The 24,601-nt window shown below is 70.0% G+C and carries 23 protein-coding genes; 8 read left to right on the forward strand and 15 right to left on the reverse strand.

Annotated elements, in window-relative coordinates:
* Positions 1–90: 90 nt before the first annotated feature.
* From BLW84_RS47405 to BLW84_RS49010, 4 genes are all read right to left on the reverse strand, one after another.
* Positions 91–693 (reverse strand): hypothetical protein, encoded by a 603-nt coding sequence (locus BLW84_RS47405; RefSeq protein ID WP_177226419.1) that lies wholly within the window; start codon positions 691–693, stop codon positions 91–93.
* A 165-nt stretch (positions 694–858) separates the two neighbouring features.
* Positions 859–3,672 carry a vitamin B12-dependent ribonucleotide reductase gene (locus BLW84_RS12435; RefSeq protein WP_093265088.1) on the reverse strand — a complete coding sequence of 938 codons (2,814 nt, stop codon included), beginning with the start codon at positions 3,670–3,672 and terminating at the stop codon, positions 859–861.
* A gap of 178 nt (positions 3,673–3,850) precedes the next feature.
* The gene (gene nrdR / locus BLW84_RS12440) at positions 3,851–4,345 is read right to left on the reverse strand and encodes a transcriptional regulator NrdR (RefSeq protein WP_093265089.1); all 495 of its coding nucleotides are present in this window, start codon (positions 4,343–4,345) and stop codon (positions 3,851–3,853) included.
* A 367-nt stretch (positions 4,346–4,712) separates the two neighbouring features.
* Positions 4,713–5,162: a LysM peptidoglycan-binding domain-containing protein gene (locus BLW84_RS49010; protein WP_245761096.1), complete on the reverse strand. Its 450-nt coding sequence runs from the start codon at positions 5,160–5,162 to the stop codon at positions 4,713–4,715.
* Between the two features lie 228 nt (positions 5,163–5,390).
* Between BLW84_RS49010 and lexA the strand changes: the two genes are divergently transcribed.
* Positions 5,391–6,116 (forward strand): transcriptional repressor LexA, encoded by a 726-nt coding sequence (lexA, locus tag BLW84_RS12450; RefSeq protein ID WP_093265091.1) that lies wholly within the window; start codon positions 5,391–5,393, stop codon positions 6,114–6,116.
* A gap of 152 nt (positions 6,117–6,268) precedes the next feature.
* Here lexA and BLW84_RS12455 read toward each other — a convergent pair whose 3' ends face one another.
* The 5 genes from BLW84_RS12455 to BLW84_RS12475 all read right to left on the reverse strand — a co-directional run bounded on the left by BLW84_RS12455 (position 6,269) and on the right by BLW84_RS12475 (position 11,441).
* Positions 6,269–7,321, reverse strand: a complete 1,053-nt coding sequence (locus tag BLW84_RS12455; protein ID WP_093265092.1) for an NHL repeat-containing protein — start codon at positions 7,319–7,321, stop codon at positions 6,269–6,271.
* On the reverse strand, positions 7,318–8,685 hold the full coding sequence (hflX, locus tag BLW84_RS12460; protein ID WP_218157301.1) for a GTPase HflX: 1,368 nt from the start codon (positions 8,683–8,685) through the stop codon (positions 7,318–7,320). The genes BLW84_RS12455 and hflX overlap by 4 nt, the downstream gene beginning before the upstream one ends.
* A gap of 182 nt (positions 8,686–8,867) precedes the next feature.
* Positions 8,868–9,710 (reverse strand): diaminopimelate epimerase, encoded by an 843-nt coding sequence (gene dapF / locus BLW84_RS12465; protein WP_093265094.1) that lies wholly within the window; start codon positions 9,708–9,710, stop codon positions 8,868–8,870.
* Between the two features lie 9 nt (positions 9,711–9,719).
* Entirely contained in the window at positions 9,720–10,667 is a 948-nt protein-coding gene (gene miaA / locus BLW84_RS12470) for a tRNA (adenosine(37)-N6)-dimethylallyltransferase MiaA (RefSeq protein WP_093265095.1), read from the reverse strand.
* 69 nt (positions 10,668–10,736) lie between these two features.
* The gene (locus tag BLW84_RS12475) at positions 10,737–11,441 is read right to left on the reverse strand and encodes a class III extradiol ring-cleavage dioxygenase family protein (RefSeq protein ID WP_093265097.1); all 705 of its coding nucleotides are present in this window, start codon (positions 11,439–11,441) and stop codon (positions 10,737–10,739) included.
* Positions 11,442–11,793: 352 nt separating this feature from the next.
* Here BLW84_RS12475 and BLW84_RS12480 point away from each other — a divergent pair, with 352 nt between their 5' ends.
* Positions 11,794–13,119, forward strand: a complete 1,326-nt coding sequence (locus BLW84_RS12480; protein ID WP_093265098.1) for a DUF349 domain-containing protein — start codon at positions 11,794–11,796, stop codon at positions 13,117–13,119.
* A 17-nt stretch (positions 13,120–13,136) separates the two neighbouring features.
* On the opposite strand, the gene BLW84_RS12485 is transcribed toward BLW84_RS12480, so the two are convergent.
* From BLW84_RS12485 to miaB, 3 genes are read right to left on the reverse strand one after another with little or no spacing between them, the layout of a single operon-like run.
* Positions 13,137–13,856 (reverse strand): tyrosine-protein phosphatase, encoded by a 720-nt coding sequence (locus BLW84_RS12485; protein ID WP_093265100.1) that lies wholly within the window; start codon positions 13,854–13,856, stop codon positions 13,137–13,139.
* A 53-nt stretch (positions 13,857–13,909) separates the two neighbouring features.
* Positions 13,910–14,386 (reverse strand): Rv2732c family membrane protein, encoded by a 477-nt coding sequence (locus BLW84_RS12490; RefSeq protein ID WP_177226420.1) that lies wholly within the window; start codon positions 14,384–14,386, stop codon positions 13,910–13,912.
* Entirely contained in the window at positions 14,374–15,849 is a 1,476-nt protein-coding gene (gene miaB / locus BLW84_RS12495; RefSeq protein WP_281247389.1) for a tRNA (N6-isopentenyl adenosine(37)-C2)-methylthiotransferase MiaB, read from the reverse strand. Before miaB ends, BLW84_RS12490 begins: the two co-directional genes overlap by 13 nt.
* A gap of 243 nt (positions 15,850–16,092) precedes the next feature.
* Between miaB and BLW84_RS12500 the strand changes: the two genes are divergently transcribed.
* The 4 genes from BLW84_RS12500 (at position 16,093) to BLW84_RS12515 (ending at position 19,329) form a co-directional block, all read left to right on the forward strand.
* Positions 16,093–16,821: an amino acid ABC transporter ATP-binding protein gene (locus tag BLW84_RS12500; protein ID WP_177226429.1), complete on the forward strand. Its 729-nt coding sequence runs from the start codon at positions 16,093–16,095 to the stop codon at positions 16,819–16,821.
* A gap of 33 nt (positions 16,822–16,854) precedes the next feature.
* Positions 16,855–17,754, forward strand: a complete 900-nt coding sequence (locus BLW84_RS12505) for a glutamate ABC transporter substrate-binding protein (RefSeq protein WP_093265104.1) — start codon at positions 16,855–16,857, stop codon at positions 17,752–17,754.
* Positions 17,755–17,821: 67 nt separating this feature from the next.
* A complete protein-coding gene (locus BLW84_RS12510; protein ID WP_177226430.1) occupies positions 17,822–18,469 on the forward strand; it encodes an amino acid ABC transporter permease in 648 nt (215 codons plus the stop codon).
* Positions 18,466–19,329: an amino acid ABC transporter permease gene (locus BLW84_RS12515; protein WP_093265107.1), complete on the forward strand. Its 864-nt coding sequence runs from the start codon at positions 18,466–18,468 to the stop codon at positions 19,327–19,329. The genes BLW84_RS12510 and BLW84_RS12515 overlap by 4 nt, the downstream gene beginning before the upstream one ends.
* Before the next feature lie 58 nt (positions 19,330–19,387).
* Here BLW84_RS12515 and BLW84_RS12520 read toward each other — a convergent pair whose 3' ends face one another.
* Entirely contained in the window at positions 19,388–20,827 is a 1,440-nt protein-coding gene (locus BLW84_RS12520) for an FAD-dependent monooxygenase (RefSeq protein WP_245761097.1), read from the reverse strand.
* A 64-nt stretch (positions 20,828–20,891) separates the two neighbouring features.
* Between BLW84_RS12520 and BLW84_RS12525 the strand changes: the two genes are divergently transcribed.
* Positions 20,892–21,623, forward strand: a complete 732-nt coding sequence (locus tag BLW84_RS12525; protein ID WP_093265110.1) for a TetR/AcrR family transcriptional regulator — start codon at positions 20,892–20,894, stop codon at positions 21,621–21,623.
* 12 nt (positions 21,624–21,635) lie between these two features.
* Here the strand turns inward: BLW84_RS12525 and BLW84_RS12530 are convergent, their stop codons facing one another.
* Positions 21,636–22,328: a nitroreductase gene (locus BLW84_RS12530; protein WP_245761098.1), complete on the reverse strand. Its 693-nt coding sequence runs from the start codon at positions 22,326–22,328 to the stop codon at positions 21,636–21,638.
* Positions 22,329–22,430: 102 nt separating this feature from the next.
* On the opposite strand from BLW84_RS12530, the gene BLW84_RS12535 reads away from it, so the two are divergent.
* Positions 22,431–23,027 (forward strand): TetR/AcrR family transcriptional regulator, encoded by a 597-nt coding sequence (locus BLW84_RS12535; protein WP_093265112.1) that lies wholly within the window; start codon positions 22,431–22,433, stop codon positions 23,025–23,027.
* 48 nt (positions 23,028–23,075) lie between these two features.
* Here BLW84_RS12535 and BLW84_RS12540 read toward each other — a convergent pair whose 3' ends face one another.
* Positions 23,076–24,560, reverse strand: a complete 1,485-nt coding sequence (locus BLW84_RS12540) for a DHA2 family efflux MFS transporter permease subunit (RefSeq protein WP_093265113.1) — start codon at positions 24,558–24,560, stop codon at positions 23,076–23,078.
* Between the last annotated feature and the right edge of the window lie 41 nt (positions 24,561–24,601).

Consider the following 24,601-nt stretch of genomic DNA (forward strand, 5'->3'; position numbering starts at 1 on the left):
CTCCCCTTCCAACAGCACCTTCACGCCGTGGCTTCAGGTGCCTGATGTTGCTGTATGCGCGATGAATCCCGACCTGCCGACGCAGGGGGCTCATTCCGAACGTGCGCGTTCCCTGGCGCCTGGGACTGCGACCAGCATGGCCGCCACCCATAGGAAGACCTTGGGGTCGCCGAGTTTGGAAGCCGTGAGCCAGTCAGCCGCCCGACGAGCTTGCCGCTCATCCTGGATCAAGCCCCATCGCCCAGGACGGACGCCGGTCGCGTGCCCGACATCCCGGACGAGACCACCGAGGCAGGTCCAGGTGTGCCAGAGCCCGCAGTCGTAGCCGACCAACTCGAAACCGAGCAGCCGACCTGCGGGGACGGGCTCCCGCCGCGCCAGCCGTTCCGGCAGGCCGCCCGCTGCTTCCCGCCCGCCTTCGGCCATGTCAGCCGACAACGCCGGAATGTCCCGGGAGGCGATGCCCACCCCGAGCACGTGTAGACCAACACGATTCGCCTGGATACGTGCTTGTTCAGCCGATTCCGAGTCGCCGAACCAGTCATCCCAGCCGTGTGGGTCTGCCGCCAGCAGGTCCACCACACACTCACTCGCTGAAACCAGATCAGCGCTCGGCAGACCTACATCCTGCCAATCCTGCCGAGTGGCTCGCGAAGCAACGCGGTAACCCGCCAGGGCGTAGTCGATCGTCACGGAATCAGTTTCGCCTGCCGGGCAAGCGAAAATCACTTGGTCGACGGTCCGTCCCGTCGCATCCGATGCATCGGACGGGCAGTCGGGTTAGCCGGCAGGGGGTGCCAACCGAAGCGGTTGACACCCCCTGTGACCAGCTAGTTCACCTCGAACCTCGTGCTGAGATCAGCTGCAGCCGGAGGTGGAACCGCAGCCCTCGCAGAGGTAGCAGGAGCCCGACGGACGCATCTTGGTGCCGCAGGTCATGCACAGCGGCGCGTCCGCGGCCTTGCCCAGGCGCAGCTCCAGCAGCTCGGTCGAGCTGCCCGCCCGCTGCTCGTCGGCCTTCTTCGAGTAGTCCACAGTGGAACGCATCGTGTCCAGCTCGACGGCCGCCTCCTGTCCGGCCGGCGCCACATCGGTGCCGTTGACCTGCGCCTCCCGCTCGTCGACGGTGAAGACGCCCAGCTGGGCCCGCTTCTCGTAGGGCAGGTAGTCCAGCGCGAGCCTGCGGAACAGGTAGTCCAGCACGCTGCTGGCCATCCGGATGTCCGGGTCGTCGGTCATCCCGGCCGGCTCGAAGCGCAGGTTCTGGAACTTCGAGACGTAGAACTCCAGCGGGATGCCGTACTGCAGACCCACCGAGATCGACATCGAGAAGGCGTCCATGACACCGGCGAGCGTCGAACCCTGCTTGCCCAGCTTGACGAAGATCTCGCCCAGCCCGTCGTCCGGATACGAACCGGCGTGCAGGTAGCCCTCGGCGCCGCCGACGGTGAACGACACCGTCTGGCTCGGGCGCTTCTTCGGCAGGCGCTTGCGGACCGGGCGGTACTCGATCTGCTTCTCGACCGCCTTCTCCGACTCGCCCTTGTCGCCCTTGCCCGCCGACAGCGGCTGGCCGACCTTGCAGTTGTCGCGGTAGATCGCCAGCGCCTTGAGGCCCAGCTTCCAGCCCTCGAAGTACAGCTGCTCGACCTCTTCGACGGTCGCCGACTCCGGCATGTTCACCGTCTTGGAGATCGCGCCCGAGATGAACGGCTGCACCGCGGCCATCATCCGCACGTGGCCCATCGGCGCGATCGAGCGCTCGCCCATCGCGCAGTCGAAGACCTCGTAGTGCTCCTGCCGCAGGCCCGGCGCGTCGACCACGTGGCCGTGCTCGGCGATGTACTCGACGATGGCCTCGATCTGCTCGTCCTGGTAGTTCAGCGCCTGCAGCGCGCGCGGCACCGTCTGGTTGACGATCTGCATGGAGCCGCCGCCGACCAGCTTCTTGAACTTGACCAGCGCCAGGTCCGGCTCGATGCCGGTGGTGTCGCAGTCCATCATCAGGCCGATGGTCCCGGTCGGGGCCAGCACCGAGGCCTGCGCGTTGCGCCAGCCGTTGCGGGCACCGATCTCCAGGCCCTCCTGCCACACCTTCGTCGCCAGCTTGTGCACGGCGGCGTCGTTGCGGTGGTAGGTGCGGACCAGGTCGTTGGCCGCCGCGTGCTTGCGCATCACGCGCTGGTGGGCCTCGGCGTTGCGGGCGTAGCCCTCGTACGCGCCGACCACGCCGGCCAGCTCCGCCGACCGCTTGTACGCGGTACCGGTCATCAGCGAGGTGATCGCCGCCGCCAGCGCACGGCCGCCATCGGAGTCGTAGGCGTGGCCGGTGGCCATCAGCAGCGCGCCCAGGTTGGCGTAGCCGATGCCCAGCTGCCGGAACTTGCGGGTGGTGTCGCCGATCGCCTCGGTCGGGAAGTCCGCGAAGCAGATCGAGATGTCCATCGCGGTGATGACGAACTCGACGGCCTTCTCGAACAGCTCGGCGTCGAAGGTCAGGTCATCGCGCATGAACTTCAGCAGGTTCAGCGAGGCCAGGTTGCAGCTGGAGTTGTCCAGGTGCATGTACTCCGAGCACGGGTTGGACGCGGTGATCCGGCCCGTCTCCGGCGAGGTGTGCCAGTCGTTGATCGTGTCGTCGTACTGGATGCCCGGGTCCGCGCAGTCCCAGGCGGCCTTCGCCAACTTGCGGAACAGGTCGCGGGCCTGCACCGTGTCCAGCACCTCGCCGGTCATCCGGGCCCGCAGGCCGAACCGGCCGTCGCTCTCGACCGCGCGCATGAACTCGTCGGAGACGCGCACCGAGTTGTTGGCGTTCTGGTACTGCACCGAGTTGGAGTCGGCGCCGCCGAGGTCCATGTCGAAACCGGCGTCGCGCAGCGCACGGATCTTGTGCTCCTCGCGCGCCTTGGTCTCGATGAACTCCTCGATGTCCGGGTGGTCGACGTCCAGCACCACCATCTTCGCCGCGCGGCGGGTCGCACCGCCGGACTTGATGGTGCCAGCGGACGCGTCCGCGCCGCGCATGAACGACACCGGGCCGGACGCGGTGCCGCCCGAGGACAGCAGCTCCCGCGAGGAGCGGATGCGGGACAGGTTCAGGCCGGCGCCCGAACCGCCCTTGAAGATCAGGCCCTCTTCCTTGTACCAGTCGAGGATCGACTCCATCGTGTCGTCGACGGACAGGATGAAGCAGGCCGACACCTGCTGCCGGGACTTGGTGCCCACGTTGAACCAGACCGGCGAGTTGAAGCTGAACACCTGGTGCATGAGCATCCAGGTCAGCTCGTGCTCGAAGATCTCGGCGTCGGCGTCGGTTGCGAAGTAACCGTGCTCGACGCCCGCCGCGACGTAGGTCAGCACGACGCGGTCGATGAGCTGCCGGAGGCTGCTCTCCCGCTCGTCGCTGCCCACCGCGCCGCGGAAGTACTTGCTGGTGACGATGTTGACGGCGTTCAGCGACCAGAAGTCGGGGAACTCGACCCCGCGCTGTTCGAAGTTGACCGACCCGTCCCGCCAGTTGGTCATCACCACATCGCGGCGCTCCCACTTGACCTCGTCGTAGGGGTGCACCCCCTCAGTGGTGTAGACGCGCTGCACCCGGATGCCCTCGCGGGCACCTGCTGCCGACTCCCCCGATGCGCCGGCCGGGCTACCGACGGTCTCTGTCATGACCTGACCCTCTTCCTTCTTGATCGCGCGCGTGTCGCTCGCTCGTCGTGCTTCGTCGGCCCCGTCCGGGCTCCCCGTCCGGTTCGGTCGTGCCTCAATCCTCAGCGGCGCCCCACCCTGGGCCGCCGACTGACGCTTTGCGTTTCCGCCCCCTCGGCGGGGCGTCCGCCGACGCGGCTTACTCACGGCCGCTCTCCGCGTTCTGCTCCGCACCGGCCTGCGTGGCGCGCCGCGCCGCGCGGAGGTCGGCGATTTCCTTCTCGAAGTCCTCCACAGAGGAGTACGCCCGGTAGACGCTCGCGAACCGCAGGTAGGCGACCTCGTCCAGCTCCCGCAGCGGTCCCAGGATCGCCAGCCCCACCTCGTGGCTGGGCAGCTCGGAGACCCCGAGGGACCGGACCGTGTCCTCCACCTGGTGCGCGAGCTGCTGCAGCGCGTCCTCTTCGACCGGGCGCCCCTGGCAGGCGCGCCGCACGCCGCGGACCACTTTCTCGCGACTGAAGGGCTCGGTGACGCCGGAACGCTTGACCACCGAAAGCACAAGTTCCTCGATGGTCGTGAACCGCCGACCGCACGTCGAGCACGATCGCCTGCGCCGGATCGCCTGGCCTTCCTCGACCTCGCGCGAATCGACGACCCGGGAATCCTCGCCGCGACAGAACGGGCACCGCACCGGCCCTCACCCCCCTTCCCCAGCTTGGCCGCGACCACCCCACGGCGACCGTCGACCAACTCACCGTCCGTGGGCGCTCGAACACCCTACAAGCCCAACCCATGGACGAAATACACGGACGTAACTACTAGATGTTGTGGTCGACTCTAATCCGCGGCGCACCGCGACGCAAACTCGACACACCCTCGCGGCGCGCCCGGCAGACGCCGATCGACACCGGCCGCGAGAACCCGCTGGTCGCCGCCGAAACCGCCGGCCTAGACCCTCGGGCACCGGGCCGCCACGGGCCAGCACTCACGCCTGCGGCGACCACCCGACGACGACCGGCAGTCGATCGATCACCGGTCGGCGCCGGCCAGGGCACCGATCAATCACCGGCCGGGACCACCAGCAGGCGGCCGGTCTCGAGGACGGCCTCGTCCAGCCCGCTGAGCTCGACGATCTTCGCAACGATGGCGTGCGGGTCGCTGTCCGGCGCCACCCGGCCCGCGATCCCCCACAACGTGTCCCCGGCGTGCACTTCGACGACCGCGTTGCCGCCCGCCACCGGCGCGTCGCCGAGCCCGAAGAACCCCACCAGCATGACAATGAGAAAAGTGAAGATCGCCACCGAGGTCAACCAAAGCCACTCGCCGCTCCGGCGAGCCCGGCCGCACGCCGCGACCGACTCCTCGGCAGGCACGCTTTGCGCGCGGAAAACGACACGCCCGGGCGCCCGCCGGACGCCGTGGCGCGGCCGCGGTACCACGACCGACTGCCGGCCGGCGACCTCCCGCTCGACAGAACGCGCCCTCGCCGCATCGATGAACGTGGTCATGACGCCTCCCACACCCGAGACCATGATCGAATAAATGTTCGATCGAACCTGCGTGCGATTGTGTACCACGAGCACACCGCAAGGCGAGACTTGAGGCCCAAAATTAACTCGAACAGGTGTTTGATCTCTGGGTTTCTCGCGTCTACTGTGGAAATCGGGCGGACCGACACGCCCCCGCGATCAGCACCGCAGTTCACACGGAGCAGTTCACACGGACAGGAGGCAGCGGTGGCGAGGAATGCGACCGGCTCGATCAAGGGCCGCGTACAGGACGTCAAGGACGACGACTCCCGGGCCGACGTGCACACCCTGCCCGAGCAGCCCAGCGGGACCGATGAGCTCAGCGACCGCCAGCTGAAGGTGCTGGAGGCCATCAGGAAGTGGATGCGCGAGCACGGGTATCCGCCAAGCGTCCGCGAGATCGGCGACGCCGTCGGACTCACCTCGACGTCGTCGGTGGCGTACCAGCTCCGCGTGCTCGAACGAAAGGGCTACCTGCGCCGAGATCCGCACCGACCACGCACCGTAGGCGTGCTCGTCGGCGGTGAGCTCGACTCCCCCGAGATGGCCGGACAGCCCAAGCCCGCGTACGTGCCGGTGGTGGGCCGGATCGCGGCCGGTGGCCCGATCCTGGCGGAGGAGTCCATCGAGGACGTCTTCCCGCTGCCGAAGGAGATCGTCGGCGACGGCACGCTCTTCCTGCTCAAGGTCGTCGGCGACTCGATGGTGGACCTCGCCATCACCGACGGCGACTGGGTCGCCGTGCGCCAGCAGCCCGACGCGGACAACGGCGACGTCGTGGCCGCGATGATCGACGGCGAAGCGACCGTGAAGACGTTCAAGCGGACCGACGACCACGTGTGGCTGATGCCGCACAACCCGGCTTACGAGCCGATCCTCGGCGATGACGCGGCGATCCTGGGCAAGGTCGTCGCGGTGCTGCGACGCCTCTGAGCTTCGGCCAGCCGGCGCCCCCGCCGGACGCTCGCTGCGGGATTCTCCGGCTCGACACGAGTCGGAGAATCCCGCAGCGGCGACGGTCAACGCATGGTGGCCACACCGCAATTGATGCGAAGCGCTAACGAAGGCCGCTCGAGTCGGCGGTTCTAGCGGGTGCGGCGGCGCAGCCGACGGGTCACGAAGATGAGCAGCCCGGACAGCGCGGCCGCGAGCAGCAGGGCCTGTCCCGTGGACATCCCGGTACCGACCGGGGACGCAGGCGGCTGGGCCTGGTCCGCGTCACCGCCCGGCGGCGGAGCCGCAGTGTCCTCGCCTTGCTCACCGGACGTTCGCGCGGCCGCCGCGACTCCGGGGATGTGGCGGACCGGCTGGTTTCCTTCGGACCCGGACAACAAAGCACCGTCCGGCTCCCAAGCGATCGCCTCGCCCTGCTGCTCGTTCGGCAACGGGATGCGCAGCGGTTCGCGCTGGAACGCCGCGACCAGGTCGCCGTCCGGCGCGTTGTACACGTACGCCTCGGTGTAGGTGCGGATGGCGACCAGCGTGCCGTCGCAGCTCACGGACCCGCCCGTCACCAGCACCGAACCGACCGCGCCGCGCACCGGGCCGCCCGGGGTTTGGGTGGAACGCAGCGAAATCGAACCGACCCGCTCCAGTGGCACCGTGCGGTCCGCCGCCAAGGGAGCGCTCGGGCGGTAGACCCCGGCAGCACCGAGCGGCTCCTTCGTGACGATGTGCGGCACGCCGGCCCGGTCGAGCAGCAGCGCTTCCGCGTCGTGCGGCCCGTCCGGGTAGGTGAGGCGGTACAGCGTCGCGCCGCCGCCCGGGGGCATCACGTGCAATGCGATGTCGTCCCGACGGCGGCGGTTGTCACCGGTGTCGGCCAGCCAGAGCGATCCGTCGGGTCCCAGCGCGAGGTCTTCGACGTCGTACGGATCGTTGGAGGCCGTCCGGACTCCGCGAACCGAGCAATCGGCCGGGTCGAGCACGAACACCCGCAGCGAGCTGCCGCCATCGCCGATGGCGTACCAGGCGGAACCGTCCGACGCGAGGCCGGACAGCTCGGCTAGGCGCTTGTCCCCGACACGGCACTTCTCGACCGGTGCGAGCGGCTGCTCCGCGGCGGCTGGAACCACTCCCGACGCCACCGACAGCAGCAGCGCGGCCGCAGCCGCGCCGCCCGCACCGGCAGTGCTCACCCGATTCCCACGAACGGCTGGAGCGCGCTGGCCAGGTCCGGCCGGACCTTCGCGCGGATCCTGGTGCCCTCCGGGGTGTGCTCCTCGTCGACCACTTCGCCGTCCGCGTGCACCCGCGCCACGAGTTCGCCGCGGGTGTACGGCACCAGCGCGTCGACGAAGACGTCGGGTCGGGGCAGCCGCTCGGCGATGGCCTCGCGCAGCTCCTCGATGCCCTTGCCGCTTCGCGCGGAGACGAACGCCGCGTTGGGCAACAGTCGCCGAAGCTCGGCCATCCGGGTGGCGTCGACCGAGTCGATCTTGTTGACGACCAGCAGTTCCGGCGGCATCGCCGTCTCGTGGTCCTCGGAGATCTCGTTCAGCACCTCGCGCACCGCGGCGACCTGCTCGTGCGGCGAGGCCTCGGAGCCGTCCACGACGTGTACCAGCAGGTCCGCTCCCCCGACCTCTTCGAGGGTCGAGCGGAACGCCTCGACCAGCTGGTGCGGCAGGTGCCGGACGAAACCGACCGTGTCGGTCAGCGTGTACTCGCGGCCGTCCGGCGTGGCGGCCCTGCGGGTGGTCGGGTCCAGGGTGGCGAACAGCGCGTCCTCCACCAGAACCCCGGCGCCGGTCAACGCGTTGAGCAGGCTGGACTTCCCTGCGTTGGTGTAGCCGGCGATGGCCACGCTGGGGACCTCGTTGGATTCGCGCCGACCGCGCTTGGTGCCGCGCACCGTGCGCATGGCGGCGAGTTCCTTGCGGAGCTTGGCGATGCGCTTGTGGATGCGCCGCCGGTCGGTCTCCAGCTTGGTCTCACCGGGACCGCGGGTGCCGACGCCGCCGTTCGCCCCGGCACGGCCACCGGCCTGCCGGGACATCGCCTCACCCCACCCGCGCAGGCGCGGCAGGAAGTACTGGAGCTGGGCGAGTTCGACCTGCGCCTTGCCCTCCTTGGACCGGGCGTGCTGGGCGAAGATGTCCAGAATCAAGGCCGTCCGGTCGACGACCTTGACCTTGAGCTTCTCCTCCAGCTGCCGCAGCTGGCCGGGCGAGAGCTCACCGTCGCAGATGACGGTGTCCGCCCCGGTCGCCACGACGACGTCGCGCAGCTCGCGGACCTTGCCGGAGCCGACGTAGGTGCCGGGGTCCGGGCGGTCGCGACGCTGGATGATGCCTTCCAGCACCTGCGAGCCGGCGGTCTCGGCGAGCCGCGCCAGCTCGTCCAGCGACGCGTCGGCGTGCGCTGCGTCGCCGTCGGTCCAGACTCCGACCAGCACCACTCGTTCCAGGCGGAGCTGGCGGTATTCGACCTCGGTGATGTCCGCGAGCTCGGTGGACAGCCCGGCGATCCGCCGCAGCGACGCACGGTCTGCGAGTTCCATCTCGCCCGTGGACGGTTGCGCAGTGAGGATGGGGTCGTATTCGTCGGGTTCGACCGCGTCGCGGTCGGGCTCGGCGGACCAGGTCAGGGATTTTTTCATATCGAAACCATTGTCCCACGGTCCGCGACCGATTTTCACGTGTCGCGCCCGCGATTACCCGTTTGCACTGTTGTGACGCCCACCTACGGCTGCTGCCACCAGGTGGGATCGAGGTTTCCGCGGGCCACCAGCACGGCGGGGCCGGTGAGCGTGGAGGTCGTCGCGGTGACCTCCACCTCGACAGTACCGCCCAGGACGTGGACCACCCGGCGTCCGGTTTCCACGCCGGCCGCGCGCAGGGCCGCGACCGTGGCGGCGACCGTGCCGGTGCCGCAGGATCGGGTTTCGCCGACCCCGCGCTCGTGCACACGCATCTGGACGTGGTCGCCCTCGATCGGCCGGACGAACTCGACGTTCACGCCGTGCGGGAAGAGGTGGTGGTCGTGCGGCGGCGCCGTCTTCAGGTCGAGTTCGGCGAGGTCGACGTCGCCCACGCAGGCCAGGTGCGGGTTGCCGACGTCCACCGCGACCCCCGCGAAGGAGTGGCCGGAGGCACTGGTGGTGGACTCGCCGAAGACCTTGGCCGGGCCCATGTCGACCGTGACCCGGCCGTCGTCGTGGATCCGGACCGGTCGAACGCCCGCGCGCGTGCCCACCGGCAGCTCGCCGGGGGCGGCCAGCCCGGCGTCGACGAGGTAGCGGGCGAACACCCGCACGCCGTTGCCGCACATCTCGGCGATCGAGCCGTCGGCGTTGCGATAGTCCATGAACCACACGTCGGCCGGCACGTCCGCTGGGGCGTCCTCCAGCGCACCGGCGCGGATCACCCGCAGGACGCCGTCCGCGCCCAGGCCTCGGTGCCGGTCGCACAGCGCCTGGACCCGCTCGTCGGTGAGGACCAGCGCGCCGTCCGGGTCGGGCAGGATGACGAAGTCGTTCTGGGTGCCGTGGCCCTTGACGAACTCGGGGCCCTGGGAGGAATGCACGCGGCCAGTCTACGTTCGCCCGGACGGCTCTTGACGCGCAGCCGCGCCCGAGGTCAGCAGCGCTCGGACGTCGGTCGCCAGGGTCGGCACGGCGGCGGCGAACCAGTGGATCCGCCCGTCCCGGCGGAACCAGGAGCGCTGCCGCCGGACGAAGCGGCGGGTGAGCTTCGCGGTCTCGGCCGCGGCGGCGGCCATGTCGCCCGCCCCGTCGAGCTCGGCGAGCACCTGCTGGTAGCCGAGCGCGCGGCCGGCGGTGCGGCCTCGCCGGAGTCCGAGCCGCTCCAGCTGCCGGACCTCGTCGACCAGCCCGGCGTCGAACATGCTGGTGACCCGCCGGTCAACGCGGTCGTCCAGGTCCTCGATCGGACGGTCCAGACCGATCAGCACCGCGCCGTAGCGGGGCGGTCCGGGCTTGGGCAGGTTCGCCGAGAACGGCCGGCCGGTGATCTCGATGACCTCCAGCGCCCGGACGATGCGGCGACCGTTGCTGGTCAGGATGGCTTCCGCGGCCACCGGGTCGAGCTCCCGCAGCCGCCGGTGCAGCTCGTCCGGGCCGACCTTCGCCAGCTCCTGCTCGTACTTGTCCCGCACCTCGGCGTCCGTGCCGGGGAACGACAGGTCGTCGACGACCGCCTGCACGTAGAGGCCGGAGCCGCCCACCAGCACCGGCGTCCGGCCGCGGGCGAGGACGTCTTCGACGGCGCTGCGCGCCTGCTCCTGGTAGGCCGCCACGGAGGCGGTCTCGGTGACGTCGAGGACGTCCAGCAGGTGGTGCGGGATGCCGCGGCGCTCCGCCTGCGGCAGCTTGGCCGTGCCGATGTCCATCCCGCGGTAGAGCTGCATGGCGTCGGCGTTGATCACCTCGCCGTCGAACGCCGCGGCGAGCTCGATGCCGAGGTCCGACTTGCCGGTGGCGGTGGGACCGACGATCGCCACCAGATGCGAAAGGGACTGCACCCCTCGACCTTAGAAGCGCTCGCCGCGCCTGCCGCACAGCGGTCCTCGCGGCAGCGTGACTGCCCTCGTTCAGGCCGTGCGGGTCCAGGTGGCGACGTGGTAGGTGACGCCGTACGGCGTGGCCGAGTACAGGAGGTCGCCTCGCCACGTACCGCCGCTGGCCGCGACGACACCGGGCAGGACCTGCAGCGCGGCACGACCCGCGACACCCAGCTCCGCGCACAGCTCCGGCTCCAGCGCGAGCAGCGCGTTCGTGTCCACGTCGGCCAGAGCGGCGCGGATCTGCTCGTCGACCGGCTTGGCCCGCTCGTCCGGCGGGTACGGCGAACGCTCGTCGGAGCGGTTGGTGCCGTCGGCGAGCACCAGCAGGCCGACGTCCTCGGCCGCCAACTCGGTGCCGAGCCGCTGGCATTCGTCGACCGGTGTGTCCGGCGCCAGCAGGCGCGTCGTGGCCGAACGCGCTCCCGCTTGCTCGCGCAACAGGCCGGCGATCAGCGCAGGCAGCGGCAGCCGCGGGTCCGGGGTCCCGGCGCCGCCGAGCGTCACCCGGACGTCGACGCCGAAGCCCGCGAACGTGCCCGCCGCGCCCGGCCCGAGCACCACCGGTCCAGACTGATCTACGCCAAGGGCCACCCATTCGGCGGCAGATTCAGTCAGACTGGACACGGCGCGCAGACAGGCGCCCCGCAGACGAGCGGTTTCCGGGTCGGCCCGCACGGTCAGTTCGGGAACCAGCAACGGCGGGTAGGGCACCACAGCGACACGGGTGATCACACCTGTGCACGGTAGAGGTCACGGGCGAGTTGGCTGGAGCAGGGAGTCGCCACCGGCGGCAGGACACGGAGCGGGTTTCCCGCCCCCTGCCCGCTGCGACCGAACAGGTGCCTGATGACAATGAACCCGTGCAGGTCATGCGCCCGGCCCGGTCACCACGTCGCGCGGCGCGCCGGTCCATCGGCGAACCGTTTCCGCGACGGAGTACCGATTCGCGCCCTGACCTGTTTGAATGCGCCAGCGGCGGCCGGACCACCGAACGGTTCGGGTCGACGCTTGCTGGGCCCCGCCGATGCGGGGCGCCCGTGCCGGACACGGGCATCGGAGCGGGCACGCAAGGAGGAAGCCGGCCATGACGCACCAGGACACGACCCCCGAGGCAGTCGCCAACAAGGCGGCCGCGGACTCGACCACCAGCACCACCGGGTCACCCACGGCAGCGCCGGCGGTACCGACCGCTTCCGCAGATCCCACCAAGTGGGGACGGGTGGACGCCGATGGCACGGTGTACGTCCGCACCCCCGACGGTGAGCGCGCGATCGGTTCCTGGCAAGCCGGTGATGCGGCCGAGGGCTTGGCCCTATACGCGCGCAAGTTCGACGACCTGCTCACCGAGGTCGAACTGCTGGAAACCCGGCTGGGCACCCACGCCGGCGAGCCGAAGCACACGCTGACCAGCGCGAAGCACCTGCACGAGTCGCTGGCCGAAGCCGCCGTGATCGGCGACCTGGCGGCGTTGACCGTCCGGATCGAGCACCTGCTGGTGCGTGCCGAGCAGGCCGTCGAGGGCGCGAAGCACGAGAAGGAACGCGCCCGGGCGGACGCGATCGCGCGCAAGGAGGCGCTGGTCGTCGAGGCCGAGCAGATCGCCACCGAATCCACGCACTGGAAGAACGCCGGTGACCGGCTGCGCCAGATCCTCGACGAGTGGAAGAAGGTCCGCGGCGTCGACCGCAAGACCGACGAGCAGCTGTGGCGCCGGTTCTCGAAGGCGCGGGACGCCTTCAGCCGCCGCCGGGGCTCGCACTTCGCCGAACTCGACCGGCAGCGCGCGGCGTCCAAGGCGCACAAGCAGGATCTGGTCGAGGAAGCCGAATCGCTGACCGAGTCCACGGACTGGGGCGAGACGGCCAACCGCTACAAGCAGCTGATGGCCGACTGGAAGGCCGCCGGCCGCGCCCCGAAGGACAGCGACGAGGCGCTGTGGCAGCGCTTCCGCGCCGCGCAGGACCGGTTCTTCAGCCGCCGCTCGGAGGCGTTCTCCGAACGCGACGCCGAATTCGCCGCGAACGCCAAGCTGAAGGAAGAGCTGCTCGTCGAGGCCGACCAGATCGACCCGTCCGGCGACCTCAAGGCCGCGCAGGCCCACCTGCAGCGGGTCCAGGAGCGTTGGGACGAGATCGGCAAGGTGCCGCGGGAGCGGATGCGGGAGCTGGAGGGCAAGCTGCGCACGGTCGCCGACCGGGTGCGGGCGGCCGCCGACGCGCAGTGGCGGCGCACCGACCCGGAGGCGCAGGCCCGCGTCGACCAGTTCCGCGACCGCGTGGAGCAGTTCGAGGCGCAGGCCGAGAAGGCCCGCACCGCGGGCGACGACCGCCGTGCGAAGCAGGCGGAGGCGCAGGCCGCGCAGTGGCGCGAGTGGCTGGAGGCTGCGGAGCAGGCGATCGCCAGCCGGTAGGCGTTTCGCTCGCGCCGTCAGGCGGGCGGCGCGAGCAGCCTCGCCCGGAGGGCGTCGAGGTCGGCGTCGGCGCAGCCGCCGGCGCGCAGGTGCTGCTCGGCGTCGAAGGCGTCGAGCGCCGAGTGCAGGACCTCGCGCTTGGTGGTGCCGCGTTCGGCGAGCGCTTCGTCGATGAACGGTTCCTGGTCGGGCTTGCCGAGCCGGTCGAACATCGGTCGCAGCCGGTCGTGGCTGAGCTGGTGGTCGGCGACGATTTCGTCGGCCGCCACCCCCGCGAACGCGAGCAGTACCAACGCGATGATCCCGGTGCGGTCGCGGCCCGCAGTGCAGTGCACGAGCACCCCGCCGGGTTCGGCCTGCGCGATCGCGCTGACGACCTCGGCCGTGCGGTCCGGGAAGCGGTCGAGGAACGGCCGGTAGTACAGCGGTGTGCCGTGCAGATGGTTGCCCCAGACCCCCCAGAACTCGGTGTCGTGCACCGGGTTCAGCGGCATCTTCAGGCTGCTCAGCCCCGGTGGCCTCGCCGCGATCTCGGGCAGCGACTCGCCGTCGTCGGTCAGGTCCACGACGGTGCGGACGCCGTGTTCCCACAGCTGCGCCCAGCCCGCTTCGGTCAGGAACGCCGGGCTCGCGGAGCGCACGACCGCGCCCCGGCGGATCTTGCTACCGGCCGCCGCGGGTAGCCCGCCGAGATCGCGGATGTTGTAGCCGCCGTCCCAGGCGAGGTCTCGTGACATGCCGCCGAGGCTACGACTTCGACCGGACGATCACCGCGTTCCGACCGGTCGGGTCAGGAGCGGGACCAGACGATCCGCATCCACTGGATCGCCAGGATCGCCATGCAGGCCACCGCGAGCAGCAGGCCGATCGACGGGCTCTCCACGCCGCTGGTCTGGCGCGACCAGATCGCGATCATGCCTTCGAAGGTCACCACCACGCCGGCGAGCCCGGCCAGGAACGCGACGATCCACCGCCGGGTGATCAGCGCCAGGGCGCCCAGACCGATCCCGACGATCGTCGAGTTGATCGCGAACAGCCGCGGCAGCAGGCCGACCTTGAGCGCCGGATCGGCCTGCCCCATCAGCACCTGCCAGCCGGCCGCGCTGCCGGCCCACGGCAGCAGCGAGCACAGGACGAGCACGAGCATCACCGACGCGATCACCAGCGCGCGCGAGCCGGGGTCGATGCGGCGCAGGACCTCGCGCTCCGACTTGGTCAGCTCGCGGCGCGACTCGTCCGCGCCTTCCGGCTTGCTCAACACGCACATCCCTGCTGCTCGGCGGGCTGCGGCGGCGGGGTTCCGAACGACGGCAGCCCGAGGCTGACTCCGGAGGTCTTGGGCCGCACGCCCGCCTCCCAGTGGTCGCCGGCGGTGGTTCGCCGGTGTCCGGTGATGTCCGCGTCCGCGACCAGGTGGTGCGGTGCGGCGCGGGTGATCGTGGTGTGCACGACGTCGCCGGGCCGGACCTCGCCGTCGACGGCGCCGGTCGGTGCGAAGTGCACCAGACGTCCGTCGCGGGCCCGGCCGGAGAGCCGATGGGTCTCCGAGTCCTTGCGGCCCTCGCCCTCGGCGACCAGCAGTTCCACTGGGCGGCCGACCAGCTTCTTGTTCTCGTCCCAGGAGATCTCGTTCTGCAGCTCGATCAGCCGGTCGTAGCGCTGCTGCACGACCTCCTTGGGCAGCTGGTCGGGCATGTCGGCGGCGGGCGTGCCGGGCCGCTTCGAGTACTGGAAGGTGAACGCGCTGGAGAACCGCGCCTGCCGCACGACCTCCAGCGTCTGCTCGAAGTCCTCCTCGGTCTCGCCGGGGAAGCCCACGATGATGTCGGTGGTGATCGCCGCGTCCGGCATCGCCTCGCGCACATTCCGCACGATGTTCAGGTACCGCTCGGAGCGGTAGGAGCGGCGCATCGCCTTGAGGATCCGGTCCGAACCGGACTGCAGCGGCATGTGCAGCTGCGGGCACACGTTCGGCGTCTCGGCCATCGCCTCGATCACGTCGTCGGTGAAGTCGCGCGGGTGCGGCGAGGTGAAGCGAACCCGCTCCAGCCCCTCGATCTCCCCGCAGGAGCGCAGCAGCTTGCCGAACGCGAAGCGGTCCCCGAACTCGACGCCGTAGGCGTTGACGTTCTGGCCCAGCAGCGTCACCTCGAGCACGCCTTCGGACACCAGCGCCTGCACCTCGGCGAGGATCTCGCCGGGGCGGCGGTCCTTCTCCTTGCCGCGCAGCGCGGGCACGATGCAGAACGTGCAGGTGTTGTTGCAGCCGACCGAGACCGACACCCAGCCCGAGTAGGCCGACTCGCGGCGCGCGGGCAGCGTGGACGGGAAGACGTCCAGCGACTCGAGGATCTCGACCTCGGCCTCGTGGTTGTGCCGGGCTCGTTCCAGCAGGGTCGGCAGCGAGCCGAGGTTGTGCGTGCCGAACACGACGTCCACCCACGGGGCCCGCTTGACGATCGTGTCGCGGTCCTTCTGCGCCAGGCAGCCGCCGACGGCGATCTGCATGTCCGGGTTGCGGTCCTTGGCCGGGCGCATGTGACCGAGAGTGCCGTAGAGGCGGTTGTCGGCGTTCTCACGGACCGCGCAGGTGTTGAACACGACCACGTCAGCCGCATCGGAATCCGCGCGCACGTATCCGGCGTCCTCCAGCATGCCGGCGAGCCGCTCGGAGTCGTGCACGTTCATCTGGCAGCCGAAAGTTCGGATCTCGTAGGTCCTCGTGCTCACCGTTCCACGGTAGCGCCTGGTCAGATCGCAGATTCACCCGCCCGGCGGCCTCGGCGCACTCGATGCGGTTACTACAAGTGAGGTACCAGGCACGCGTGGCGACTTCGGAGCGTAACCGAGTTGCAATCTCACCTGGCCCGTTCTGTCTGGACTATCCCCCAGCTGAGGCTTAAGTTTCGGCCAACGAATCCAATTCCGATGCGTTCAGGAGAACGAATGGCCGCAGCTTCCACGGACTCCCCGATGATCCGGATGTCCGCGGTCGACAAGTACTTCGGTTCCTTGCACGTGCTGCGGGCGATTGATCTCGAGGTGCCTCGAGGGCAGGTCGTCGTCGTGCTCGGGCCGTCGGGCTCGGGCAAGTCGACGCTGTGCCGCGCGATCAACCGACTGGAACCGATCGATTCCGGCCGCATCGAGATCGACGGCGTTCCGCTGCCCGCCGAGGGCCGTGCCCTGGCCGAACTGCGCGCCGACGTCGGCATGGTGTTCCAGCAGTTCAACCTGTTCGCCCACAAGACGATCCTGGAGAACGTCACGCTGGGTCCGATCAAGGTGCGCAAGCAGGCCAAGGACGCCGCCCGGGAAACCGCCATGGAGCTCCTGGAGCGCGTCGGCATCGCCAACCAGGCCGACAAGTACCCGGCACAGCTCTCCGGTGGGCAGCAGCAGCGCGCGGCGATCGCCCGCGCGCTCGCGATGAAGCCGAAGGTGATGCTGTTCGACGAGCCGACCTCGGCGCTGGACCCGGAGATGGTCAACGAGGTCCTGGAGGTCATGACCGGCCTCGCCGCCGAGGGCATGACGATGGTGGTCGTCACCCACGAGATGGGTTTCGCGCGCCGCGCCGCACACCGCGTGCTCTTCATGGCCGACGGCGAGGTCGTCGAGGACGCCGAGCCGGAGAAGTTCTTCGGTGCACCGAAGAGCGACCGCGCCAAGGACTTCCTCGGCAAGATCCTCACCCACTGACCGACCCACTGCACAGAGAGGCAGCGAGACGAAATGCGAGCCAAGAAAATTCGGCTGGTGACGGTGCTGGCGGCGTCGCTGGCGCTGGCCTTGACCGGTTGCGGGCGCGAAGGCGGTCCCGGCGGCGGCGAACCGCAGGTCCAGCAGAACGTCGCCCAGAACGTGCAGGTCCAGGGCTCTCCGACGTTCGACCGGATGAAGCAGAAGGGCCGCGTCACGATCGGCGTGAAGGAAGACCAGCCGGGCCTGGGCTTCCGCGACCCCGTCACCAACCAGTACTCCGGCTTCGACATCGAGGTCGCCCGGCTGATCGCCGCGCAGCTCGGGTTCGACCCGAACACGCAGATCGACTACAAGCCGATCCCGTCCACCGCGCGCGAGCAGGCGATCTCCACCGGTGAGGTCGACTACTACGTCGGCACCTACACGATCAACGACAAGCGCAAGGAGCAGATCAGCTTCGCCGGGCCGTACTTCATGGCCGGGCAGGACCTGCTGGTGCGCGCGGACAACACCGACATCACCGGCAAGGAGTCGATCAAGGGCAAGAAGGTCTGCTCCGCGACCGGCTCGACGCCGATCCAGCGGGTCAAGCAGGACCAGCTCACCGAGCCGCAGAACATCGTCGAGTTCCAGCGCTACTCGGAGTGCGTGCAGCAGCTGCTCGACCGCCAGGTCGAGGCGGTCACCACGGACGACGCCATCCTCAAGGGCTACGCCGCGCAGGACCCGGACAAGCTGAAGGTCGTCGGCAAGCCGTTCTCCGAGGAGCCCTACGGCGTCGGCCTCGCGCACGACGACAGCGCCCTGCGCAACAAGATCAACGACATCCTGGAGCAGGCCGCGACCAACGGCGAGTGGAAGCGCGTCTACGACGGCACTCTCGGCAAGTCCGGCTCGCCCGCCGAGCCGCCCAAGGTGGACCGCTACTGATCCCGTCATCGGATGCCCAGGGCCGGATCGCGCCCTGGGCATCCGATTACTTCAGGAGTACTCATTGATCGACATCTTGGTGGAGTACGGGGACGTCCTCGCCAGGGGTTTCCTGCGGACGATCGAGCTCTTCCTGCTGGCGGCCGCCGGTTCGCTGGTGCTGGGCACGATCCTGGCGACGCTGCGGGTCAGCCCCGTCCCCGCGCTGCGGGCGGTCGGCGCCGGCTACGTGACCCTGCTCCGCAACACACCGCTGACGCTGATCTTCTTCTTCTTCGTCTTCGCCTACCCCAAGCTGGAGCTGATCCAGTTCCCGTTCTTCACCGCCGCGGTCATCGCCCTGACCATCTACACCTCCGCGTTCGTCTGCGAGGTGTTGCGGGCGGGGATCAACACGGTGCCGGTCGGGCAAGCCGAGGCGGCGCGCTCCATCGGGCTCGGGTTCGCCCAGTCGCTGACCAACGTGATCCTTCCCCAAGCCTTCCGCGCAGTGGTCCCGCCGCTGGTCAGCGTGCTGATCGCGCTGCTGAAGAACACGACCGTCGCGGCCGGGTTCAGCGTGGCCGAGGTCGGCTCGGTCATCCCCTACCTCAACGAGCAGGGTGAGCCGACGCTGAACGCCTTCATCTGGATCGCCGTCGGCTTCATGATCCTGGTCATCCCGCTGACCTTGGTCCAGCGGAGCTTCGAGAAGCGGTGGAGCGTGGCCCGATGAGCACCGTCCTGTTCGACACCCCCGGACCGCGCGCCCGCGTGCGCAACCGGCTCATCAGCGTCGTCAGCACCGTCGTGGTGCTGGGCCTGCTCGGCTACGTGGTGTTCCGCTTCTACGAGACGGGGCAGTTCGACGCGAGCAAGTGGGAATGGCTGCTCTACGAGCAGATCCAGCTGGAACTGTTCGGGGCACTGTGGAACACCGTCCGCGCGTTCCTCATGGGCGCCGCGCTCGCGCTGGCGTTCGGTGCGGTGTTCGCGCTCGGCCGGCTCTCCGACCACGCCTGGATCCGGGTGCCGTGCACGGCGATCGTGGAGGTCTTCCGCGCGATCCCGCTGGTCATCCTGATCTTCTTCCTGTACTACGCGGCGCCGGGGCTGGGCGTGAACTTCGGCCAGTACTGGTCGGTCGTGCTCGGCCTGACGCTCTACAACGGCTCGGTGCTGGCCGAGGTGTTCCGGGCCGGCGTCGCCGCGCTCCCCAAGGGGCAGAGCGAGGCCGCTTACTCGATCGGGATGCGGAAGAACCAGGTCATGCGGACCGTGGTGCTGCCGCAGGCGATCCGGATGATGCTGCCCGCGATCATCAGCCAACTCGTGGTGCTGCTCAAGGACAGCGCGCTCGGCTTCCTGATCACCTACCAAGAGCTGCTGTACTACGCCCGCTACCTCGGCGGCATCCCCACGCTGGACCGCCCGATCATCCCGGTCAGCCTGGTGGTGGCGGCGATCTACATCTCGATGTGCCTGCTGCTCACGTGGTTCGCCACGTACCTGGACCGGCGCAACCGCCGGACCAAGAAGACCAGGCAGATCGCTCCGGCCGCCAAGCCGCTGGCGGAGGCCACGGCCGGCGACTGAGCACCGCTCGGAGTGGAGGGCGCCTTCGACCAGCCGGTCGGAGGCGCCCTTCGCGTTGTCAGGCGTGGAGCAGCTTCTCCAGAACGTTCGCGGGCGCGGTGGGATCGGTGCCGCGCCAGGCGACCACGTCGTCGGGACGGATCAGGACGCCCTCGCCCGCTCCCAGGAAGTCGACGTCGAGGCGGTGGACCGGGATTCCGCCGGGCCGCCAGCGCTGCGGATCGTCGGCCACGGCCAGTGCCCACCCGGGCCCGGCGAGGTCCACTGTGGACTTGGTACGGGCGGTGTCCAGCCAGCGGTGCGGGATCCGGGTGCCGACCCGCCCGGCCGGCGCGAACTCGGTGACCGGTTCCGCCTCGCCGCCCTCCGCCGGGCCGCCGGAGATCGCCCCGGCCGGGTACTGGAATCCGCCCGCCGCCAGCACGAACGGATGCGCCAGCGTCGGATCGGGGGCGGCCGTCAGGTCCGTTGCGCGCCTGCTCGACTGGTCCGCGGCGAACCAGCCCGCCGGACGACGCTCCGCGTCGTAGCTGTCCAGCAGCGACGGCGCCGCAGCGCCGGAGAGCACCGCCGCGAGCTTCCAGCCGAGGTTGTGCGCGTCGGCGATGCCGGTGTTGGCACCGACCGCGGCGAACGGGGGCATGACGTGCGCAGCGTCTCCGGCCAGGTGCACCCGCCCCGACGAGTAGCGGTCGGCGACGAGCATCTCGGGCCGCCAGGGAAGCACGCTCATGACTTCGAGGTCCGGGGCGGGCACGCCGAGCGCGGTGCGCAGCAGCGCCGGCCAGTCGCGATCGACGTCGCCACCCGGGGTCATGAACACCCAGTTCAGCCGACCGTCCACCGAGGCCAGCCCGCCGGGCGCGTCGGGGTGCTGGATCTGGCAGATGTTGAACTCCCGACCACGCACGACATCCGCGAGATCGGCGCGGAAGTAGACGTTCACGCTGTCCTCGCCGATGGCGCCGCGCCCGGAGCGGCCGATGCCCAGCGCCGAGCGCACCGGGCTCCGCGCCCCGTCGGCTGCGACCAGGTACGACGCGCGCAGCCCGGAGTCCGCGAGCTCGGCGACGACTCCATCGGCGTCCTGCTCGAACGACGTGAGAGCGGTCGAGAACCGGATGTCCGCGCCCGCGTCCTGGGCCGCTTGGCGCAGCACCGGTTCAAGCACGTTCTGCGCCACCAGGCAGGGCAGCTCCGGGCTGACGTCCATCGACTCGCCCGCCCCGGACGGCCGCCACGGCGGCAACTGCTCGGCCTCCGCCAAGGTCTTCCCGACGGCCATGCAGTCGTGATCGGCGAGGTCTCGCGCGGCCTCGTGGACGGTCTCGGCCAGCCCCAGTTCCCGGAAGATCTCCAGGCTGCGCACGTGGAAGCGCCGCGCCTTGGGCTGCGGCGAGGTCGTCGCGCGCTTCTCGACGAGCGTCACGTCCACGCCGTGGTGGCGCAGCACCAACGCCGTCGTCAGCCCGACGAGTCCACCGCCGGCGATCAGCACTTCAGTCTGTGTACGTTGTACATTCACGATGTACGTTGTACACGCAGGTTAGTATCCGAGGCAAATGACTTCTGCGAAACCTCCGGGCGGCCTGGTCTGGTTCGACGAGCCGCCGCCCCCGCCGGCCACCACGCAGCTCAGCCGCGAGCGGATCGTCGCCGCGGCGATCGCGCTCGCCGACGAAAGCCCGACCGGCGAGATCACGATGCGGGCGATCGCGAGCCGCCTCGGCACGCGCAGCCCGATGGCGCTGTACCGCTACGTCGGCAGCAAGGACGGCCTGACGGACCTGATGGTCGACGAGGTCTACGGCGAGATCACCGTCCCGCCGCCCGGCGACTGGCGGGCCTGCCTGCGCGAGATGGGCCGCTCCGCATGGGCGGCGGTGCAGCGGCACCCCTGGTTCGCGCGGATGTCGTTCAGCCGGCCGCCGCTGGGACCGAACGCGCTGCGCCTCTACGACGCCGCCCTCGCCGCCGTCGACGAGCTGGACCTGGACGCCGCGACCCGCATCGGCTTCGTCAACACGGTGCTCGGACAAGCCCTGAAGTCCGGGCTCGCCCTGCTGGAAGAACGCGCGATGCGGGAACGGACCGGACTGGTGTCCGATGCCCAGCTCGCCGAGGCGGCACACCCCTACCTGGAGCGGATCAAGGCGGAAGGCAAGTACCCGCACTACATCCGGTGGCTCGGCGAACCGGATTGCCTGGCCGACGTGCTGCCCTCCGAGCAGCACCTGGAGTGGCAGCTGGACGGCCTGCAGCGCCTCGTCGAGACCCGGCGCGCCGCCACCTGATCCGACTGGCGGCTACGCGCGGAACCTCGTCGTCTCGCCGAGTTCCGCGCGACCGACCGCGATGTGGTTCACCGGAGCGGATTCGAGGGCGTATCCGAAGGAGACGCCGAAAAGCAGCTTGCCGCCCCGGATTTCCAGCGACTCGCGAATCGCGTCGCCGTAGAAGCCCAGCAAGCCCTGCGGGCAGCTGGCGATCCCGTACGCCGTCATCGCCAGGAGCAGCGTCTGCCCGTACATGCCGATGTCCGCGGCCATCCGCGCGTCCGCATTGGACGGTGCGAACACCAACGCGACGTGCGGCGCGCCGTAGAACCGCAAGCTCTCCGCGTTGTAGGCGTCGCGGGCTTCCCGGTCTTCGCGACCGATGCCGAGCGCCCCGTACATCGCTTCGCCGAAATCCTTGCGCCGCCGCTGGTGCACCTCGTCGTAGAGATCGTCCCGGTACGGGAAGTCCACGGAAAGGCGTTGCTGCGCGTGCGCCGCCAGCAGCGCTTCGCTCAGCCGGTCGCGCGCCGCCCCGCTGACGACTTCGACGCTCCAGGGCTGGGTGTTGGAGTTCGACGGCGCCGCGCTAGCCAGCGAGAAGACGGCGCGCATCGTCGAGTCCGGGACCAGATCCGGCCGGAAGGAGCGGACGGCTCGCCGGCCGCGGATCAGCTCCTCGGCGTGATCGGGCGAGTAGTTCCGCGTCGTGATGCCCGTCAAGGCTCTCCCCTTCGATCGCGATAAACGGAAGCGTTTACATAACGCCCCGGGAGGCTACCACGCAAAACCCGCGTTAAGTACACGGATGTGTACACTTTGCGGATGGGTGAGCAACAGACGGTCCAGCGCCGCCGAGGCCGGGGCGGGCGCGAGCGCATCATCGCCGCGGCGACCGCGCTCTTCGAGGCCCAGGGGATCATCGCGACGGGCATGGAACAGGTGGCGGCCGCCGCCCCGGTCTCCAAGCGCACCTTGTACGCGCACTTCCCCAGCAAGGACGAGCTGGTCGTGGGCTACCTCCGGCACCTCGTCGAGTCCGGGCGCACGATGGAATCCGTGCTGGAGCGCGAGGACCTTCCCCTGCGCGAGCGGCTCCTCGCGCTGTTCGCGGTGCCGGACGAGGGCGACGGCCCGATCCGGGGCTGCCCCTTCATCGACGCGGCGGCCGAGTTCCCGGACCCGCAGAGCCCCGTCCACCGGTACGCGGCCGAGCAGAAGCGGCGGCTCGCCGACCGGCTGGCCGAGCTGGTGGGCGCGCTCGGGGTCGCCGAACCCGAGGCTCTGGTCGAACAGCTCGCGATCCTCGCCGACGGTGCCGCCAGCCGTTCGATGGTGCTCAACGATGCCGGCTGCGGTCGATACGCGAGGGCCGCCGCGGAATCGCTGCTCGACGCAGCCATCCCGACGGCGGCCCGGTAGCGGTGAGCCGTGCCCGGCCGGCGCTCACCGGCCCGGACACGGCGAGCGTCACGGCTTGGACACCGCTCGGCTTTCTTCCTGTGCCTCCCCGTGATCCGCCGGAGCAGGCTTCGGCGCGCGGTGGAGGAACAGCGACGCGACGAACGCGAGCACGCCGATGCAGGCGGCGGCGATGAACGCCGTGCGCAGGCCGACCGCGTCAGGCGCGCCGGAGGGGTCGGTGGTCGACACGGAGGCGATGGTGATGAACACCGCGATGCCGAACGCGCCCGCGACCTGCTGGAGGGTGGCCAGGATCGCGCTGCCGTGCGAGTAGAGGTGATCGGGCAGCACGCTGAGGGACTCGGTCATCAGCGGAGTCATCATCAGCCCGAGCCCGGCCATGAGCACGATGTGGATGCCGACGACCGCGATCACCGGCGAACCCGGTCCAAGGACGGCGAACAGGCACAGCGACAACGCCATGGCCAGCGCGCCGGGGATCACCAGCGGCCGGGCGCCCACGCGGTCGAACAGCCGGCCCACCGGACGACCGAGCAGGCCGAGGACCAGCCCGCCGGGGAGCACGGCCAGCCCGCTGACGAAGGTGCTGACGTGCAGGACCGCCTGCAGGTACATCGGCAGCAGGATCGCCCCGGCGCCCAGCAGGCAGATGAACAGCAGGATGCCCAGGATCAGGGCCACCAAGAACGCGCGGTTGGTGAACGGGCGCAGGTCGAGCAGGGCCCGGTCGTCGCGCTGCAGGCGGATCTGGCGCGCCACGAACGCCGCGAGCGAGACGGCGCCGACCGCGATCGGGATCCACGGCGCCACCAGGTGCGGCTCACCGCTGGACTCCCCGATGGAGGACAGCCCGTAGAGGACGCCGCCGAAGCCGATGGCCGACAGCACGACCGAGGGCAGGTCCAGCGGCACCGACCGCGTTTCGGTGTCCAACCGCATCCAGACCGCGCCCATGACCAGCGCGAGCACCGCCAGCGGCAGCACGATCCAGAACATCCAGCGCCAGCCCAGCGAGGCCAGCACCGCGCCGCCGATCGTCGGCCCCACCGCGGGCGCGACGGCGATGACGATGCTGATCGTGCCCATCGTCGCGCCGCGCTTCTCCTGCGGCACGAGGCGCATCACCGAGGTCATCAGCAGCGGGATCATCACCGCTGTGCCGCACGCCTGCACGACGCGCCCGACCAGCAGGACCGCGAAGCCCGGGGCGAGCGCGCTGAGCAGCGTGCCCACGCTGAACAGCGTCAGCGCGGCCAGGAACACCTGGCGCGGCGTGAAGCGTTCGAGCAGGAAGCCCGTGGTCGGGATGACCACGGCCATCGTCAGCAGGAAGCCGCTGGTCAGCCACTGCACCGTTGTGGTGGTGACACCGAGATCGATGGTGAGCTCGCGCAGCGCGACGCTCAGGATCGTCTCGTTGAGGATCATCACGAACGCCGAGGCCACCAGCACGGCTATCAGCACTGGGGCGCGCGGTGGCGTCGTTTCGCGGCCGGCATCCGCGGTCGTAGCGCTCGCGGAGTCGATCATGGTTGGGGGCACCTCACTGGAGTCGGGTCGCGCTCGACCGC

Source organism: Saccharopolyspora shandongensis (assembly GCF_900106995.1).
GTDB lineage: Bacteria > Actinomycetota > Actinomycetes > Mycobacteriales > Pseudonocardiaceae > Saccharopolyspora > Saccharopolyspora shandongensis.